Raw genomic sequence first — 17,666 nt, forward strand, 5'->3', positions numbered from 1 at the left:
AGTATCAAATGATAAAAAACACTCTATTTTACTGTAATTCAAAATCATATGTAAGGATAAAAACAAAACACAGACCAAGGTTTAAAATTTTCAGATTGTAGTTTAACTCTAAGATTACCACTTAGATACTATCTAAAAAAAATTAAACCAAATTTACTAAGAATAACCTACTAAAAATTTTAAAAATGAATGCTTTAAAAACAACTGTATTAGCCTTACTTATGTCAAAATCTTTCCAGACGAAAGCTCAAGATCATATTGACCATATGGTTTGGGATCAAATTCTGTTAATCAATGTTTCTGATGATGGAAAAGTCAATTATCCTGGTTTTATAAGAGATAAGTTTTTATTTGACAAATATTTCAAATCGTTATCTGAAAATTATCCAGCAGAAAACTCTAGTAAAGAGGAAAAACTTGCCTATTGGATCAACCTGTACAATGCTATTGCGATGAAAATGATTATCGACAATTATCCTGTTAAATCCATAAACGATATTGAAAACCCATGGAAACAAAAGCAAATAATAGTTAATGGAACAAAATACAGTCTTGATGATATTGAGCATACTATCTTACGAAAAATGAATGAACCCAGAATTCATTTTCTACTTAATTGTGCCACAAAATCTTCTCCTAAACTATGGAACAGAGCATACACTGCCAGAAACATTATGACCGCTTTAGAAGATAAATCATATCAATTCATAAATAACGCTGCAAAAAATGTAATTACGGATGAGAAAGTAAATGTCTCTATGGTATTCCAATGGTATAAAGATGATTTTAAAGAAGGAGATATTGTATCATTTATAAACCAATACTCAGACACAAAAATCAACAAAATAATGAACGGAGAATATATGGAATATGATTGGAGTCTAAATGAGCGTCGCTAAAATCACCAATTGCAAGATGTAAGGAATGGCACAAACTTTGGACTAAAACTGAGTGCTTTTAAATATTCACCAAAAGAATTCGTTATAATCGAACATTAAAAATTAATATAAAAACTTAAGAATGAATACCCCAAAAATAATTATACTAGCATTATTTACATTATTTGCCTTTCAGGCAAAGGCACAACAAAAGCTTGATCATGCTGTCTGGGATCAAATTTTATTAATTAATGTTTCTGAAGACGGGAAAGTAGATTACAAGGGGTTTATGAGAGATAGTGCTCAACTATATGAATATTTCACTTACCTATCTGACAATCCTCCTACTGCAACATGGAGTAAAGAAGAAACACTAGCATATTGGATCAATGCCTATAATGCATATACTATAAAATTAATCATCGATAATTATCCTTTAAAAAGTATCAAAGAAATCAAAGATCCTTGGGATAGACAATTTTTCAAAATCAATGGTGTTTTGCATAGTTTAAATGAGTTAGAGCACAAAATTCTTAGAAAACTTGGAGATCCTAGGATTCATTTTGCCATTAATTGTGCTTCATTCTCTTGTCCTATAGTTTGGAATAGAGCATTCACGGCTAGAAATGTAGATGATGCACTAGAAACGCTTACCAGGAATTTTATAAATGACCCTAAAAGAAATACGATAACTGAAGAAGTAGTTGAAGTCTCTAAAATCTTCAGTTGGTTTAAAAAAGATTTTAAGGTAGATGGAGAAAACGCTAAGGCTTTTATCAATAAGTATTCAGAAGTTAAGATTGACAAACAGAAAAAGAAAGGATATAAAAAATATGATTGGAGTTTAAATGAGTAATTTTATATTCGCATAATACCCAAACTTTTGAAAATATCAATAATCATCCCTATTCTAAATGAAGCAGCTACAATTTGTAAGCTGCTTTCCCATTTGATACAAGCCGCAAATACAGAAAATGCTATCGAAGAAATTATCATTGTAGACGGGGGAAGTGTGGATGAGTCTATAAAAACGGTTCAAAACTTTTCGGATACACAAAGCACTACTATTAGAGTAGTTTCTTCAAAAAAAGGGCGTGCTAAGCAAATGAATGCCGGAGCCGCAAAAGCTTCTGGAGATATACTATATTTCTTACACGCTGATTCTTTTCCTCCAAAGAACTATGACAACTATATTGTAGAAGAAGTTCATAAAGAAAATGAAGCAGGATGTTTTCGGATGAAATTTGACTCTAATCATTGGTGGCTGCGTTTTCTGGGTTGGTTAACACAATTCGAAAGCAAAAGATGTCGCGGTGGAGATCAAAGTCAGTTTATTACTTCATCATTATTCAAAGAAATAAATGGTTATGATGAAGCTTATGTAGTGTACGAAGACAATGATTTAGTTGACCGACTTTTTGAAATAAATAAATTTGTTATCATCCCTAAATATGTTGTTACCTCTGCCAGACGCTATAGAGAAGTTGGGGTTTGGCGATTACAATACCACTTTCTTAATATACATATGAGAAGATGGTTGGGCGCATCATCAGAAGATTTATATCGCTATTATAAGGAAAAAGTTGTTTCTTAAATCTTCTTCTTTATCTTTAAGGAAGTGAAAACAATAGAAATACTTTTGATTATATTACTATGTATTGGTGCCATACAAGGAATCATTTTCGGTATCATTTTATGGCAAAAAAAAGGGTTGCACTATATTGCTAATCGATTTCTAGCTACCATACTATTCTTCTTCTCCTATCGCCTTATTGTAGAGACCTTAAACATTTTTGGGCTGGGGAGATACGATTTCTGGTATCATATACTATTAGAATACAATTGGATTTACGGAACACTTATCTACTTTTTTATAAAAAGTTACGTCAATCCAAAATTCAAATTAGTACGAAAAGATTGGATCCATTTCTTACCTGTATTTATAGAATTTTCGTGGAGCTTTTTTATAAAAGCACAAAATTTTTATTGGGATGGTACTCGCGAGAGTCTCTCCTGGTTAGGATATTGGGGATATGTCGTATGGATGCATTACCCTACAATGTTTATCATTTCTGGAGCATTAATTATTTTTTATAGCATCAAAGCAGAAAAAATACTCAGCAACACTATTCAGGTAGAAGGATATAAGATTCTTACAGAAAAAATTGACTGGATTAAAAGAGTTGTGTTAGTAATGAAAATATTCTCTATCATATATGTCCTTGGAATATTAATAGATTTTTTCTTTTTCAATTTTGCTAGTAATTTTTTCTATGGACACCCTGTATTTATTGGAATGGCAATTATTACCTATTGGTTAGGCATAGAAGGTTTTGCTAGAAGAAAAGAAAGTGCGTTCAAACAAATTGCTACTATTTCTGATAAAGAAAAAGAGCAATTACAAAATATTAGTAAAACTTTAGAAATTAAAATGAAGGAAGAACAGCTCTTCAAAAACCCAGAACTTACATTAGCTTCTCTGTCAAAACAACTTTCTGTAAAACCCTATTTGGTTACTAAATGCCTAAACACAATCTATCAGAAAAAGTTTACTGATTATATAAACGAACTTCGTTTTGAAGAAGTAAAGAAGCTGCTTAGTAATCCCAAAAATGATAATCTTACCCTTCTTGCATTGGCATATGATGCAGGTTTTAATTCTAAAGCTTCTTTTAACAGAGCTGTAAAGAAAATTACCGGACACCCTCCTAGCGCTCTAAAATCAGGACAATAAAGGTTTCAATTAAGAAATTGAGCCCTTAATTTTGTCTAAAATCTGTCTCATTTAGCAAATTGAAACGATTCTTTTCTGCATTTGATCAATATTTGTCTCAAATAAATTCTAAAATCAGAAAAAATGAAACATCTCACGATCTTAAAAAAAGTAAGTCTACTTATTCTTTTTATTACTTCTTTCTCAAGCTTTTCCCAAGAAAGCAATAAAGATTTACAGCTATTAATTGGCGAATGGCAATTAGATATGAGTCCTCAGGATAAAACAGACGCCAATTTTGCTATGATGCGAATAGATAAGATAGATGCCAGTTCGATACAGGGAACATTTTATCGAGAAGGGGTGGAAATGAAAGAAGGAAGAGTTAATATACAATTAGACGTTATTTATGTTGCTCTAATCTCTGGTGACAATAGCGGAAGTTATAATACTAGCTTTTATTACAAAGACGGAAAACTATATGGTTCTACACACGCTGTTGAGAGAGGGTTTTTAGCCGTTTGGATTGCTGAAAAAATAAAATAATAGGATTATGAAAACAATAATTGTACTATTAATCGCACTCACGTTAAATTCATTGACTGCTCAAATACAATATGGGACTCCCATAAATGATCAACTACCCGAAAAACTAAAAAGCTTACCCAGAGCAATTGAAGTAAACAACTTTCCAAAAACCATTGATCCTATTAAGATTGATGATCGATATTACTGGAAACACAATACCGCTATTTTGTGCAGAGAAAGTGAGATTAAAATCATTGAGTATGGAGCCTATTTGTTTTATAATGACACCTGGAATTTAAGAAAATCATATTCATTAAAAGATTTAAACAAAAACTTCGGTACTAAAAAACAAATAATGAAGCAGTCCCAACCCTATACCTGGGCAAACAACTGGCGTACTGATAGTTCTATTTTTAGAGGATGGGCTATGTGGTATTTTATTGGTACTACAAAAGATGGAGAAACCGTATGTGGGTATGAAAAAATTGAAACCACAGATACGCTTTTAAATTAAAAAATTTCTAAAATGAAAACATTACAAATACTATTAATTACACTTTGTCTACAACTCGGATTACAAAAAGCTTATACCCAAAATTTCAAGTTAGACACGCGAAAATCAGCACTATCCTGGACAGGTAAAGCAGCATTTAATTCTTACTCATTAAAAGGAACTATTACTCCTAAAAAAGGTATTCTCAATATAACCGATAATGCAATTGCGACTTTAAACATTCTAATCGATATGAAAAGTTTAGATCATGAAAGCAATGACCTTAAAAATCATCTAAAAAATGAAGATTTTTTTGAAGTAAAAAAGTACCCAGAAACCACTTTCTTTCTAGATAATATCACAAACATTCAAGATGGTAAAGTAATTTTAAGAGGAAAATTAACTATCAAGGAAAAAACAAATACAGAAAATATTCCTGTAAACATAGAGCAAACTGAATCAGGAATCATTCTTAAATTCCATCATACTATCGATAGAACCAAATATGGAGTTAACCATAACTCTCCTAGTATTTTTAAACGTATGAAAGAAAATGCAATTGCGGATGAATTTATACTAGAAGGTACATTTGTATTTTCAAAATAATATAAAATAAGATTGTATTTATGCTATATTTAGAGGATGCAACTCGATATCAAAGTAAACGAAGACATCCTGCAAGAATTTGCAAGTCAATTAGATGCTAAAATAAATAAGGACAGTTTTATCATTCCTAAAAAATTAGGTACAGGGATTGCCAAAAAAATAATTTTTGATGGAAATTTAGAACTATTACACATACAATTTTCATTAAATCTACCTATACAAACACGTTCGGAAAATACAGAAAGTAGCTCCTATTATTTACTAAATATTAATCTATCAGAACAATCAGTTAATAAAACAGTTAACGGAGAAGATATAGAGATACAGCGTGATAATTCTTCAGGAATGTTATTTTATAAACCGGGAACTAATGTGTTTAGTATTAGTCCGGCTGGAGTTCCGTTCAATATAGTTTTGGTAAAATTTCCTAAAACTATGTTGAGAAGCTATGTTGAGAAAAATGAAGATTTAGAACATATCGCAGAAGTAATTTCTTCGAGCCAATTGATATACGAAGATTTAGATCTTGATTCAGAAAATCACCTCAGAAAATGTATTTTACCAGAAACCAACCTCTTTCAGAAGCATGCTAATCTCTTAAATTTTTTAGCGCTCTTTATTGAAAAGCTTATAAAGCGTGATGCTTTAAATTCGACAGAAAATATTAATCCAGATGATCTAAAAATGTTATTTATGATCGCAGGACAACTGCGTGATCCTTTCGCTTCTGATATTGCGACTAATGAAGAACTTGCTCAGAAATCTGCAATGAGTTTGACAAAATTTAAGAATACTTTTAAACAGGTCTTTGGGACTTCTCCTTATCAATACCACTTACAAGCAAAAATGCAATATGCATATCGCACACTTATTCAGAAATCTCTAACTATTTCTGAAATCAGTTATCAACTTGGCTATTCACATCCCTCAAAATTCACTGTAGCTTTTAAAAAGCAATTTCAGATGCTCCCCTCCGAAGTTAAATAACAATGTCTTTTAGGGATAATTAAATGTCTCATTGGGTAAACAATTCACCTGTTTCAGTATGTAGTTTTGACAAAAACAATATTATGAACATTTTTATAACTGGTGGATCTGGTTTTGTAGGTCAAAATTTAATTCCTTTACTTATTCAGAATGGACATCAGATTCAAGCGTTAGCCAGAAGTGAAAGTGCAGCACAAAAAATACAACAACTAGGTGCTACTCCTGTATTAGATGATCTTACTTCTTTATCCAAAAATACAGACAAATCTTTATCAATCTGTGATATTGTAATTCATTCTGCAGCTTACATGGATTTCTCCTATGATAAAAAAAAGTTTTATGACATCAATGTAAAAGCAACTGAGAACTTGCTTTGGATGGCCAAAAAGAATGGTGTTGCCAAGTTTATTTATATAAGTGCCGCTCCCGTAATAGCAGGTTCTCCTATAATCAACGCTCAAGAAATAGATAGTGGTTTTGAACTTCCAAAAGCATTATACCCAAAAACTAAAGCAATCGCAGAAAGAGAAGTACTCTCTGCTAACACCAAAACTTTCCAAACTATTTCTTTAAGACCCCCAGCTATTTGGGGAAACAATAATCATCATTATGATGAGATTTTTGCGAAAGCAAAAGAAGGAAAATGGAAATGGTTAGGAAAAGGTGATCAAGTACTTTCTACCATCCACATCAAAAACTTAGGAAGTGCTGTTTTGGCCGCTATAAAAACAAATAAAGGAGGTGAAGCCTATTTTGTTACTGATGGTGAACGCAGACCTATGAAAGACTTCTTTACATCACTTCTACAATCCCAAGGTATTTATCCTGGTGATGATAGTATTCCTATAGGTTTTGCTTCTTTTATTGCCAATACTTGTGATATTATTTGGAAAATTTTTAGACTAAAGTCAAAACCTCCAGTTGCTCCTATAATGATAAGACTAATGGGAAGAGAGTTTTCTGTTAACGATGAAAAAGCACGAAAAGAACTAGGATATACCAATGTTATAACCATAAAAGAAGGATTGGCTGAAATGAGACCCAACTAGACATAAAACACAAGGATTATTTAAGAGAATTTAAAAAAATGATCTCTTGTAAACATTACAAAAATCTTAATTTTATAGTATCATAAGACTGCATACTCATAAAATCATAAATAAAAAAAAGCAACAAATCCCTCATTTTTACATTAAGAATCTTATAGACAGAAACCTCAAATGTCTATAAATTTTTGGGGAAATATCATTTTAAAACCTTAATTATGTTAAAAGGCAAACCTTCATCTCATAAGATACGAGTAATATCCGAAGGTTTGTGATAACAACCAAGCTCAACTGAGAATGCGCCTGGTTGTTTGTACTTAGCACTATATCGGATTTTGACAATCTTATCAAGTTTACTGTTCTAATAGTGTCAACATATCAAGATTTTTGAGCTGTTGTTTTTCGATAGATAGGGCTTTATCGTTACCTTCTTTAAGGTAGCAATAGCATTTTATAAAATGCACTAAATCTGTTAGTTCCGGTGTGTAATCTACAGGAGTTTTCTGGTTTAGTTTTTTAAGAACACTTTTACTTTTGCCAGCGATAGCTTTATTGAGCAACTTATATAACTGAACCTTGTGTAATAGGTCCTCATTTTTGCTTTTTTTTAGAATCACCTTGAATTGCTGATTACTTTGTTTTATGAATATGCTTTTGATTAAAGCATTGGATGGATCCATAGCAAGATTCTGATACGCTACCCCGAGCTTAAAATAAGCCATACTACTATTTCGATTTTGAATTATGGGAATCATGGCAGTATATACGTTTTCTAGATCGGCATTAGGGATTTTTTTAAACCAGTTTATATACTCATCTGTGTGGATGTATCCTGTTTTTCTATCAATGACTGCTTTATTAGGATCCATAATTAATACTGTCGGAAGCGATTTTATATTAAAGTATTTGGCGAACTCTCTTTTTCTATCAAAATTTACTTTTACAAATACGAAATTATCTTTTATGGAATTAATCGCTGTTGTTTGCCAAAGCTTGCTATCCATTCTTTTACAGGGACCGCACCAACTAGCCCAAAAATCAACTACCATCCATTTTTTTTGTTCTATGGCAATCGCACGCCCTAACTTAAAATCATCAATCCATTGCACCTGGGCTATTGTCGTTGTGGTGTGTAATAGAATTACGAATAAGACACTATACTTTAGTTGCTTTGCGTTTTTCATTGTTTTAAAATTATAGTACTACCAATCTGATTTTACAGAGGCTGGCTTTACCATATTAATTGATATTTTAGTTATATCATCTCATCATCCTTTGCATATTTACTAAAACGTGCAATCCATCCATTCTCAATAGTAGCTTCTGCTTTTAGTATCTCGCTAATTTCTACAAAATTTACCATTCTATCTCCATCCTTATAAAACATTTTGTACTCTTCATCTTTTTCTTCGAAAATTCTGAATAGTGCAAATAAAAAATTATTTTGAGTGCGATGTATAACTCGCTTTGGACCTTTTATTTGTTCATTGTTAAGACTTTTGATAAAATTTGCCTATTCAGCAATTATGAATGGAGGATTTTCTTTTTTTCTTAATTCACCTATATAGCTAATTCCAGAATCATAACATTCGGAAATTATCTTTTTTCCGAAATTATCTAATATTTCTTTGTTAGACTTCATTATAAAATTACTTAAGGGTTAATACCGTTCTAAGGTATATTTTTTATTCTGATACGCCTTGATCAATTAGATTCTCTAATGCCATACTTTTAATTTTTTATGATTACTATTCTTATATGTGTTCGACTCTCTGGAGAGCCACCATAAGAATGTGTAAGGAAGTATGGAATTGTTACCTTGGATTTTAAAGTTTTTTTAATAATCTACTATTATTGCTGCTAATCATACCGCTCCGCCTTAGGAAAAAACTAAAGGAAACTATGTTTTATACAAGTTCTTGAACCAAAAAGAAAAATCTTTAGAGAAATCATAACTAACAAAAAAAAACAACAAATTCCCCATTTTAGCGTTACTAAAATTTATAGACACAAACCTCAAGTGTCTCTAAATGTTTGGGGAAATATCATTCTTAAAACCTTAATTATGTTAAAAAACATTTTAAATTTAAAAGACGCTCAAACGCTTAGCAAAGAAGAACAAAGATCTGTAAATGGAGGTAATTTAGGGATTTGCCCTAATCCAGTTGATCCTCAACTATGTAGGTCTTGTGGCGGATTTCCATTATCAAACGGTTGTTGTCTTGGAGATCAGGAAACCATTGGATGTGTTGGATTATAAATTTATAATAAGTAACTAATTGAAAAAAGGCAGTCCTAATCTGAAAATCATTTCTGGGTTGCCTTTTTTACATTTAATTAAAAATACTGCCCAATCCCAAATACAAATCCATTTGTCGAGTCATCCGTAATCCCATATCCATAATCTATCCTGAATATTGCATTAAAAATACGTTTGTGCATAAAACGCAATCCTACACCTGGATATACTCTAAAATTCTGAGAATCTCCAAAATCTCCAAAATCTCCTCCTGGATTTCGCCAGCTACCCCCATCTATAAAAACATTACTCTGCAACACGAACCAATCTTTGTCATACAAGGTATGTCTGTACTCCGTGTTTAGTACGATTACTCCGGTTCCTCTATCAATTGTATTACCTACACCTCTAATATTAAGATTATTATCTACGGCAAAAGGTGCAAAGGGTGAATCATCATTAGTTGCCAATCCAAGACGTAATCTAGATGCCCAATTACCTTTTTTTCCTATTCTGTGATAATACAAAAAATCATTCCAGCCAATTAAAAAATCAGGTAAAACATTTTCTGTACTGATTACATATTGAAAATTAGCTATACTCCTAAATCCAGATACATATTGAAAATCATAATCAAGATTGTTATACTCGTAGATTAACTTGTACAATAATTTATTGACATCAAAGTCCAGCGGTACATCCGGACCTGTTGCTCCTCTTTTGTAGCTATAATCTTCATTAAAGTAATTTACTCCCAACTCCACTCGATGCTGAAAATTAAACTCATACAATCCCAGCAATTCATAAGATGTGTTATTGTATCTATAATCTGCAGTACCAGTATCCAAAAAAACAGGTTCCTGAGTGGTGAGGTTTTGATAATTAAAAGCTAGGCCAATTTTACTGCTAAACAAATATGGAGCTCGCAGGTTAATCCCAAAGGAACTATATATGTCATCTTGATAAAATCCTCCGAAAGTAATATTCTGACCAAAGAGATTAAATTCATATAAACCAACTCTAAACGCAAACTCATCATCATTAGTTGTATACACATTCGCACTAGGAATGATAGTGAAATTTTCTTCTATAGTATAAAAAACATTATACTCTCCTTCTTTTTGCGCTTCGAAAACCTGATAATAAGCATGAGCGACCGATGGCAATCTTTTAATTCTTTTGATATCCTCTTCAATTGCAATTGAATCCAAAGTTGCTCCTGCTTTTACTTTTGCAATTTTTTTGATGAATGACGCCTTAGTTTTTTTATTTCCCTGTACTTTGAGATCAACAATTTTTAATTCCTGTGCATAGTTGATAAAACAATAAAATAGCGCGGTTAATAAAATGAACCTTTTCATAACTCTAAGGTGTAAAGTTTTTTTCAATAAATAAATTCACCCAATTATCTTCGCTTACTCCCATTAAAGTAAAATTATAAGAATCCATTAGGTCTAGTTGTGGTGGTGTTCCTTGGGTAATATTTAAAACTACATTATCCAGTTTATAATACTGAAACTGTTTTTGAAAAGTATACGTTCCAGAAAGCAATTCATCATCGGTATCAGAAACTAGCTGGAAATATATCCTGTTATCATCAATAAAACCGTCATTCCAGCTAAAAGACGGCATCGCCTCAATAACTGTAGTAATCGCTACTTCATTAGTAAACTCTGTAGGCTTAGTAATATGCTTTAGTCTAATTGGATTAGACAAGTGTAGTTTTCCTTCTTCAAAAAAAGTAATAATCACCCATTTTTCTTCAGTAATAATAAATTTTTTGAGATATCCGTTAAAAAAATCCGAAGATTCTATATCAATATGCATATAATTTTGATAATTATCTTTATCCACATCTATTCCAGAAGTCTCATAATATCGTATATCTGTTACACCCGGCCTTGGATACACATAAGTAATAATGGTATTTTGATCTGATTTAGATCCCGATGCGCAAGCAATCACATTATTAATTTCTATTTCATTAGTATCCACAAGTGAAGCCAAAGAATTATCCAATTGTATAGTATTTTCATCATTGTTACACGCATATAGAATGCAACATAACATGAGTACTATATAATTGGTTTTAGTCATCTTTATATAATGATTGTATTAACTTTTCTGCTGGTTTATTCTGTATGGTAAACCTATTATTATCTTCACCTCCTACCTCATCATGATTATGATACCATTTCCAAAGAAAGCCTCCTTTAAACCAAGGTTCTCTCCAAAATTCTTCATACAATGCTGTTAGAGCATTATTTTGAGCCATTAGATCTACATTTCCATTCATTTTATTAGAATCCCAAGGTTCTTTTCCTGTATAATGAACACTTCTATATCCATATTCTGTAAACAAAACCGGTTTTCCGATAGTTCTCTGCAATGTCACTATTTTACTTTTATGCTGCTGCCAACCGTCTCTTAACTCCTCTACAGTAGGTGTTTTACTATCAGAAACCGGAAAATATGCATCCACACCTATATAATCTAGCTGATCCCAGAACGGAGCATTGGCAAACTGATCCCAGTTCTCTGCATAGGTCAACTTTCCTTTATATACTGATTTTATTTTCTTTATGAGCTCACTCCAATATTCAGGTCTTTTTTGTACAAAAGTGTGCAATTCAGTACCAATACATAAAATAGGAACTTTCATTTCTTGACCTAATCGAGCATATAACATAATGAAATCTTCATAAGAATTCTCGAAAGTCTTCCAGTCTTCTTCAGAATCCATAGAAATATTACCTGTAAACTCTCCTCTCCAAACCCAAATCTGAGGTTTTAGCATTACTTTAATCCTTTTTTGATTCAGTAATTCAATCGTACGTTTTACTCCATCTGCTCGCTCTCCCCACCATTGCCTTTCTATATTAAAAACAACTGATGGTTCTTTTAAATTTTTAACAAAACCAAAAGGCATTACGGCTGCCCAATTTGCATTAATTTTCACAACAGGATCTACATTGGTTTCATTGATTTCTTTGGGAGAACCTACAAAACTGATTCCGTTAATTTTAGATTCCTGACTAGAACAACCGGAACAAAATAAGCTGATTAGCAGTATAAAAAGGTTTCGCATGCTTTACTTTTTTATACTGCTGAAAATACAATTTATATTTTATAATTGCCTAAAATATGGCTCTTAAACCTAAGCTAAATGTTTGCCCTAATCCTTGAAAATTATTCCCTCTAACAATCTTTCCAAAAGATGCTTCCAAATTTAGAATGTCTGTCAATTGATATTTTCCTCCAAAACCTAAAGATGTAGAATTCTGAGCAAAATCATTTCCTAAATCAAGAAGAAAAGCTTGTTGGGTATTTATAAAAACTGTTGATTTTGATGTTGGAAAATAACTTAGAAAAGCACTCAAAGGTAAAAACAAACTGTTATTTGCAAAACGTTCGCTTACATTTTCTTGTGATCCATCTGCCTCACTTGACTTTTCTCCAAAATTATATTTAAAATCTACTTCAGTAAAAAGCTGCCATTTATTACCTCCGAAAGTATGGTCAAAAAAGAATTTTGTTTCCCAGGCAAAACTTCTCTGATCCAAGAATGAAAAAACATCATCATTAACCGTATCAGGAGCATCTTCGAATACTGGAATAATAAACGATGTAGTAAAAGAGAAATTAGCTATACTTCTAAATGGTTGTACTCTAATCGCTGGAGCTATTGTAGTTAATCCAGATCTTCTATCATTTCCATTATCTTCAAAAGAAAAAACATCCAAAGCTCCTTGACCTCCTAATGCATTTGACCTAACTTGAAAAACTGCTCCAACATTTATTCGTGAATTCTCGCTAATCCCTGTAAATATTTCTGTAGTATTCGTAAAGAATGTTTGTCTATCTATAGTAACAGAATTTGATCGAGAATCAGTTTGTTCAGTTTGTGTATAAATACTATTAAAAAATTTAATATCCCACTGTCCTTTTTTCAATAGTTTTGATGGTGTAAACTCTTGTATATTCGATACATCAGGATCATCATCCTGTGCAAATCCAAAAGTGATTGTTAGGCATAGAAAAAGTGTAGTTATGATATTTTTAGTTGATTTCATGATGTAAGTAAATTATATGATTAAAGCATTTTAAGGATTGGTTACCCTATTTGTATGATGTTATATTTATTTGATGATATTTAAACTCCAGTTGTACGAGTAATACGATACTTTTGCTCCTGCAGGTATTTTTTCTTTTCTGAATTGATTTACATAATCTATCTCAGAACCGTTTTGTGTAAAATCATCTTTGTACCATTCGAATATTTGAGAAAGCTGTACCTTTTTCCCTTTTACTTTGATAAAATTAGGATTGTTTAAAGCTATTGTTGTCTGACGCTGTAGTTGCTTTTCCAAAATAGATGGTTTATATGCTTCTGGAATAATAGGAGGACATCCTAATCCTGCACATACCAACACAAAATGAAAACGAGCTTCTGTTGGGAAGTTTTTTCGAAGAATCTTATTTTCTAAATCATTTAATGTCGTCGATTTACCAGCTAAAGTATAAATAACTTTATCAAAAAAACCTTTGATATCCAATGGAGACTTTGTTGGGTAGTTATTTACAATCCCTTTTATCACAGATAGATTATATCCATTTATGAAGAACGCCTGATAAGTTTTAGCGTCGCTTTTGGAAACACTGATACCAGCAGCTATATCTAATAACTCATCTAAGGTCGCGGGATCATTTTTTATGGTTTTATAATCAACTTTTCCATCGGTGACGTGCTCTTTGAAAAAAGCATCAGACTTCGTAAAAAAATCGGTTGTACTTTGAGAAAAACCAATAGTGACTGGAAGAAAAGCCAATAAGAAAATTAATTTTTTCATGATTTAATGTTTTTATAAACTTCATTAAATGAAGCTGTTTTTATATGAGTTAATATGGTTTATGTTTACCTTGGCAACTGGCATTGAGTCGAAGGGCATACTTGCTACTTACAAATTATTTTGGATTTGTTTAAAAGAAACTTATCTCCATTTCGAAAAGAGATTACTGTTCGAATTCCTTACCAAAACTTACAGAAGCACAGCTTTTTAGATTAATTCTAAATTATTAATTCTCTTTAAGTTCTTATATTTATGAACGACTTACAGACAGAAGCTTCATTTTTTAACACTAAAAATCGAATTCAACTAACACACAACTTTATGGAACATATCGTAATTATCGGCAACGGAATTTCTGGTGTTACTGCTGCAAGGCATATCCGGAAAATGTCTGATAAAAAAATTACCCTTGTATCTGCCGAAACAGATTATTTCTTTTCTCGTACCGCTTTAATGTATGTTTATATGGGGCATATGAAATTTGAACATACCCAACCCTATGAAAATTGGTTTTGGGAAAAAAATCGAATAGAATTAAAAAAGGGGTTTGTTTCTAAAGTAGATCACCAAAAAAGTCAATTAATTTTCGATAGTGGAGAAAATCTGCAATATGACAAGCTTATTATTGCCACAGGCTCCAAACCAAATAAGTTCGGATGGCCAGGTCAGGACCTGGATGGTGTAATGGGAATGTATCACAAACAAGATCTTGAAAATCTTGAAAAATACGCTCCTAATAATCAAATCTGTAAAAGAGCAGTAATTGTTGGTGGTGGCCTAATAGGAATTGAATTAGCAGAAATGCTAAACTCCCGAGGTGTTCCCGTTACTTTTTTGGTACGAGAAGATAGTTTCTGGAATGGAGTTCTTCCTGCTGGAGAAAGCGGAATGATTAACAGGCATATAAAGAATCATCATATTGATCTTCGTTTAGGGATGAATCTAAAAGAAATTATTGCTGATAATAACGGAAAGGTGAAAGCAGCAGTAATTCAGGAAACTGGAGAAGTGATCGATTGTGATGTTGTAGGTCTAACTGCTGGTGTATCACCAAATGTTAATTTCTTAAAAGATTCAGGCATTGAACTAGGAAGAGGTGTCAAAGTGAATCGCTTTCTAGAAACTAATATTCCTAATATTTATGCAATAGGTGATTGTGCAGAACAACATGAGGCTATTGGAAATAGAAGACCTATAGAAGCTGTTTGGTACACAGGTAGAATGATGGGCGAAACAGTTGCTCAGACTATATGTGGAAATAAATTAGAGTATAAACCAGGACATTGGTTTAATAGCGCCAAATTTTTAGATATTGAGTATCAGACCTATGGATGGGTATTTGGCAAACCCAAAGAATATGAAGCACAATTTCATTGGATACATCAGGATGATACAAAGTGTGTTACCGTTTCTTACCATAAAGAAACCAGAGAGTTTCTTGGTATAAATACTTTTGGAATACGAATGCGTCAGGAAACATTTGACAAATGGCTAACAGAGAAAAAAGATGTGGATTATGTTATGGATCATCTAGCAGAAGCTAATTTCGATCCAGAATTTTTTAAACATTTCGAAAAAGATATTTTAAATGCTTTTCAAAAGCAACAAACAATAAACGCATAAACCATGGCAGTAGAAAGAAATATGGCATTAACAGGACAACCTCCTAAAAGCCTTAATACAATTCAAAAAATTGGTGTTCTTATCGGGATATCGGGATTACTAGTATTATTATTGGCATCTTTTAATTTAAACTTAGCCAACAAAGGACTTTGGCTTACAATATCCTTATCAGCCTTAACAATAGGTATTATCATTTTTTCAAAAGGAGCATATGATAAAAAACTAGAAGGCATAAAAAATGATGGAGTTTGGTTTAAATCTATGTCATCAAGAGGAGTTCTTGCCTGGATTGCAGGAATAGTACTTACTGGTTTTTATGTTGTTTTATACTTTTTTGCCGAATTATTAGGATTAGGACAAGGAGTAGATGGAACAAATACAGGATTAGTAGGGTTATTTGATCCATTAAGTCGTTTGCTAAGTGGTAATCCGGCTAGTCAATGGTTTGTATATGGAACATTATATACGATTGCTATTGTTGGTTTTGGAATAAAGTTTTTGATGAAATATAAGCATAATCGCTATGAGCAATTGCGTACTATGAGTGTTATGTTTTTTCAAACAGCATTTGCTTTTGTAATACCAGAATTAATGGCTCGTTTAAATTCTGATACTTTTTCTTTGCCTTATAATGACCTAAAAAACATGTGGCCTCTTAATTATTATGCATTTGAACAATGGCGAGTAGATCAATTTATCAATGCGCAAACAATAGGGTTATTCTTTTTAATACTAGCTGTGCTAATGGTATTTGTAATTTCTCCTTGGCTGACCTATAAATATGGAAAAAGATGGTACTGCTCTTGGGTTTGTGGTTGTGGAGGATTAGCAGAAACTGCAGGAGATTCGTTTCGTCAATTATCTGACAAAAGTGTGAATGCATGGAAACTAGAAAGATGGATGATTCATACGGTATTAGTATTTTCTGTTATCATGACAGTAGCTACCATTTCCACATTTTTAGGATACGATGCTACAAAATATTGGTTTACAAAAAATGTGTTTTTAATAAGCGTAGGTGTATTTTTAACCTTACTTTTTGCAGGTATTCTTTATTACAAAAGAAATCAACTAAATAAAAGTGCTGTTACTGGAGCAGCTGGATTCTTCATCTTTACTATTGCATTTCTTGTTTTGATTAGTTTTGTCGATCTAAGTCAAATACAAATTCAAGCAAAATATTTTTCTTTTGGTTTGAACGACAAAAGTTACGCTGCTGATAGTGCACTAAGAGCTTTTTATGGTTTTGGTATTGGATCTATTTTCTCTGGGGTTATTGGTACTGGTTTTTATCCTATTCTAGGAAATCGCGTTTGGTGTCGTATGGGTTGCCCTATGGCAGGAATTCTAGGAATTCAACAACGATTGTTTTCTAAATTCAGAATTACAACTAATGGAGGGCAGTGTATCTCTTGCGGAAATTGTTCTACCTATTGCGAAATGGGAATCGACGTAAGAGCATATGCACAAAAAGGTGAAAACATAGTAAGATCTAGTTGTGTGGGTTGCGGAATTTGTTCTGCTGTATGTCCAAGAGGTGTATTAAAACTAGAAAATGATGGTTTAGATGGTAGAATAAATTCTAATGAGATTTTATTAGGAAATGATGTTGATCTAATGGATTTTGTAAATAATAAATAAAATTCAATAGCTTCAATACATAAAAAAACAGCCTAATCGATTAGGCTGTTTTTTTATGTAAA

Annotated in this window: 20 protein-coding genes; 12 read left to right on the forward strand and 8 right to left on the reverse strand. The window is 32.1% G+C overall.

Annotated elements, in window-relative coordinates; all coding sequences use genetic code 11:
• The first annotated feature begins 185 nt into the window (after positions 1-185).
• The 9 genes from Q0910_RS14615 (at position 186) to Q0910_RS14655 (ending at position 7,254) form a co-directional block, all read left to right on the forward strand.
• A complete protein-coding gene (locus Q0910_RS14615) occupies positions 186-899 on the forward strand; it encodes a DUF547 domain-containing protein (protein WP_299218014.1) in 714 nt (237 codons plus the stop codon).
• Between the two features lie 121 nt (positions 900-1,020).
• Entirely contained in the window at positions 1,021-1,734 is a 714-nt protein-coding gene (locus Q0910_RS14620; RefSeq protein WP_299218016.1) for a DUF547 domain-containing protein, read from the forward strand.
• Positions 1,735-1,761: 27 nt separating this feature from the next.
• Positions 1,762-2,472, forward strand: a complete 711-nt coding sequence (locus Q0910_RS14625) for a TIGR04283 family arsenosugar biosynthesis glycosyltransferase (RefSeq protein ID WP_299218017.1) — start codon at positions 1,762-1,764, stop codon at positions 2,470-2,472.
• Between the two features lie 24 nt (positions 2,473-2,496).
• Entirely contained in the window at positions 2,497-3,612 is a 1,116-nt protein-coding gene (locus Q0910_RS14630) for a helix-turn-helix domain-containing protein (RefSeq protein WP_299218018.1), read from the forward strand.
• Between the two features lie 123 nt (positions 3,613-3,735).
• Entirely contained in the window at positions 3,736-4,137 is a 402-nt protein-coding gene (locus Q0910_RS14635) for a hypothetical protein (protein WP_299218019.1), read from the forward strand.
• Positions 4,138-4,144: 7 nt separating this feature from the next.
• Positions 4,145-4,633 (forward strand): hypothetical protein, encoded by a 489-nt coding sequence (locus tag Q0910_RS14640; RefSeq protein WP_299218020.1) that lies wholly within the window; start codon positions 4,145-4,147, stop codon positions 4,631-4,633.
• A gap of 12 nt (positions 4,634-4,645) precedes the next feature.
• The gene (locus Q0910_RS14645) at positions 4,646-5,218 is read left to right on the forward strand and encodes a YceI family protein (protein ID WP_299218021.1); all 573 of its coding nucleotides are present in this window, start codon (positions 4,646-4,648) and stop codon (positions 5,216-5,218) included.
• Between the two features lie 36 nt (positions 5,219-5,254).
• Positions 5,255-6,205 (forward strand): AraC family transcriptional regulator, encoded by a 951-nt coding sequence (locus tag Q0910_RS14650; RefSeq protein ID WP_299218022.1) that lies wholly within the window; start codon positions 5,255-5,257, stop codon positions 6,203-6,205.
• Positions 6,206-6,288: 83 nt separating this feature from the next.
• Entirely contained in the window at positions 6,289-7,254 is a 966-nt protein-coding gene (locus Q0910_RS14655; protein WP_299218023.1) for an NAD-dependent epimerase/dehydratase family protein, read from the forward strand.
• Between the two features lie 350 nt (positions 7,255-7,604).
• Here the strand turns inward: Q0910_RS14655 and Q0910_RS14660 are convergent, their stop codons facing one another.
• The 3 genes from Q0910_RS14660 to Q0910_RS14670 form a co-directional block, all read right to left on the reverse strand.
• Positions 7,605-8,435 carry a thioredoxin domain-containing protein gene (locus Q0910_RS14660; protein WP_299218024.1) on the reverse strand — a complete coding sequence of 277 codons (831 nt, stop codon included), beginning with the start codon at positions 8,433-8,435 and terminating at the stop codon, positions 7,605-7,607.
• Between the two features lie 71 nt (positions 8,436-8,506).
• The gene (locus tag Q0910_RS14665) at positions 8,507-8,638 is read right to left on the reverse strand and encodes a hypothetical protein (RefSeq protein ID WP_299218025.1); all 132 of its coding nucleotides are present in this window, start codon (positions 8,636-8,638) and stop codon (positions 8,507-8,509) included.
• A gap of 126 nt (positions 8,639-8,764) precedes the next feature.
• Positions 8,765-8,893 (reverse strand): hypothetical protein, encoded by a 129-nt coding sequence (locus Q0910_RS14670; protein WP_299218026.1) that lies wholly within the window; start codon positions 8,891-8,893, stop codon positions 8,765-8,767.
• A gap of 423 nt (positions 8,894-9,316) precedes the next feature.
• Between Q0910_RS14670 and Q0910_RS14675 the strand changes: the two genes are divergently transcribed.
• The gene (locus Q0910_RS14675; protein ID WP_299218027.1) at positions 9,317-9,511 is read left to right on the forward strand and encodes a hypothetical protein; all 195 of its coding nucleotides are present in this window, start codon (positions 9,317-9,319) and stop codon (positions 9,509-9,511) included.
• 77 nt (positions 9,512-9,588) lie between these two features.
• On the opposite strand, the gene Q0910_RS14680 is transcribed toward Q0910_RS14675, so the two are convergent.
• The 5 genes from Q0910_RS14680 to Q0910_RS14700 form a co-directional block, all read right to left on the reverse strand.
• Complete coding sequence (locus Q0910_RS14680; RefSeq protein WP_299218029.1) at positions 9,589-10,851, reverse strand: POTRA domain-containing protein; 1,263 nt, start codon at positions 10,849-10,851, stop codon at positions 9,589-9,591.
• 4 nt (positions 10,852-10,855) lie between these two features.
• Positions 10,856-11,587, reverse strand: a complete 732-nt coding sequence (locus Q0910_RS14685) for a hypothetical protein (protein ID WP_299218031.1) — start codon at positions 11,585-11,587, stop codon at positions 10,856-10,858.
• Complete coding sequence (locus Q0910_RS14690) at positions 11,580-12,578, reverse strand: glycoside hydrolase (protein WP_299218034.1); 999 nt, start codon at positions 12,576-12,578, stop codon at positions 11,580-11,582. Before Q0910_RS14690 ends, Q0910_RS14685 begins: the two co-directional genes overlap by 8 nt.
• Before the next feature lie 49 nt (positions 12,579-12,627).
• Positions 12,628-13,563 carry a hypothetical protein gene (locus Q0910_RS14695; RefSeq protein ID WP_299218036.1) on the reverse strand — a complete coding sequence of 312 codons (936 nt, stop codon included), beginning with the start codon at positions 13,561-13,563 and terminating at the stop codon, positions 12,628-12,630.
• A 66-nt stretch (positions 13,564-13,629) separates the two neighbouring features.
• Positions 13,630-14,340 (reverse strand): DUF547 domain-containing protein, encoded by a 711-nt coding sequence (locus Q0910_RS14700; protein ID WP_299218038.1) that lies wholly within the window; start codon positions 14,338-14,340, stop codon positions 13,630-13,632.
• A 321-nt stretch (positions 14,341-14,661) separates the two neighbouring features.
• On the opposite strand from Q0910_RS14700, the gene Q0910_RS14705 reads away from it, so the two are divergent.
• The gene (locus Q0910_RS14705) at positions 14,662-15,963 is read left to right on the forward strand and encodes an FAD/NAD(P)-binding oxidoreductase (protein WP_299218042.1); all 1,302 of its coding nucleotides are present in this window, start codon (positions 14,662-14,664) and stop codon (positions 15,961-15,963) included.
• A 3-nt stretch (positions 15,964-15,966) separates the two neighbouring features.
• Positions 15,967-17,604, forward strand: a complete 1,638-nt coding sequence (locus tag Q0910_RS14710; protein WP_299218045.1) for a 4Fe-4S dicluster domain-containing protein — start codon at positions 15,967-15,969, stop codon at positions 17,602-17,604.
• The last annotated feature ends 62 nt before the right edge of the window (positions 17,605-17,666 follow it).

It is taken from the genome of uncultured Aquimarina sp. (genome assembly GCF_947495315.1).
In the GTDB taxonomy this organism is placed as follows: domain Bacteria; phylum Bacteroidota; class Bacteroidia; order Flavobacteriales; family Flavobacteriaceae; genus Aquimarina.